The sequence below is a fragment of the Megasphaera sp. NM10 genome (assembly GCF_000417505.1).
GTDB lineage: Bacteria > Bacillota > Negativicutes > Veillonellales > Megasphaeraceae > Megasphaera > Megasphaera intestinihominis.
Genome location: NZ_APHY01000117.1, coordinates 1 through 1,119, shown reverse-complemented (window position 1 = coordinate 1,119; position 1,119 = coordinate 1). Strand labels below are relative to the sequence as shown.

Here is a 1,119-nt window from a genome sequence, read left to right as displayed (position 1 = left end):
TCAGTTTGAATGGAACAGTCASCTTTGCCATGAATCMGGACCGCGTCTATTTGACGGATGCCGCCTATGAAGACATGATTGACAAAATAAAGGCACAATTGGAGGAAAACCATGAGTAAAGTGCTTACTATCGGTGAAGCCATGGGCTTGCTGATTGCTGAAGAAATGGGACCGCTGGAAGAAGTGGAACATTTCTCCCGCCACGTCTGCGGGGCAGAACTGAATTACGCCGTCGGTATGGCCCGGCTGGGCAATGATGTATCGTATATTTCCAAGGTCGGCGTCGACCCTTTTGGGAAGTGCATCTGCAACTTCCTCAAGGCCAATGATATCCATGACGATTATGTCTGGACCGATGACGACCATATGACGGGCTTCCAGATGAAGGAAAAGGTCCTGGAAGGGGACCCGACGGTCGCCAATATCCGCAAGCATACGGCCTTTTCCCACTTCCAGCCGGCAGACCTCGCCGGCATCGACTGGACCGGCGTCGACCATCTGCACGTCACGGGGATTCCCCTGGCCCTGTCGGAATCGTGCCGGGAAACGATTTATACGCTGATGATGCGGGCTCACGGTAAGGGCGTGCGTATTTCCTTTGACCCCAACCTGCGGCCCATGCTCTGGAAATCCCAGGAAATCATGGCCCGTGTCATCAACGACGCCGCCCAGTATGCCGATATCGTCATGCCTGGCCTCAATGAAGGCCGGATCCTGACGGGAATGGACAATGAAAGAGATATCGCCGGCTATTATTTGCAGCGCGGCGTTCAGACTGTCGTCATCAAAATGGGCGGCAGCCATGGGACCTATATCCGCACGGCCGATGACCAGGAATACCGCGTGCCGAGCTATCACGTCGACCACATCGTCGATACTGTCGGCGCCGGTGACGGCTTTGCCGTCGGTTTCACCAGTGCCATCCTCGATGGACTGAGCTTGGAAGATGCTGCCCGCCGGGGTGCTGCCATCGGGGCCATGGCCATCCAGGTCGCCGGTGATAACGAAGGATTGCCGACGCGGGAACAACTGGCGGTATTCCAACAGAACGCATAATATTGGTTGTGGGATCCCACAAACGGGCCGCCCTTTGGGACGGCCCCTACGTGCGGTCCTATG

The 1,119-nt window shown here is 56.1% G+C and carries 1 protein-coding gene; it reads left to right on the top strand.

Annotated features, from left to right (window positions below; all coding sequences use genetic code 11):
* Window positions 1–111: 111 nt before the first annotated feature.
* Window positions 112–1,056 carry a sugar kinase gene (locus tag NM10_RS12500; protein ID WP_020311900.1) on the top strand — a complete coding sequence of 315 codons (945 nt, stop codon included), beginning with the start codon at window positions 112–114 and terminating at the stop codon, window positions 1,054–1,056.
* Window positions 1,057–1,119 lie beyond the last annotated feature (63 nt).

Bases quoted from the DNA above. Each gene is read 5' to 3' on its own strand.
- NM10_RS12500 (WP_020311900.1), top strand. From the start codon at position 112: ATGAGTAAAGTGCTTACTATCGGTGAAGCCATGGGCTTGCTGATTGCT.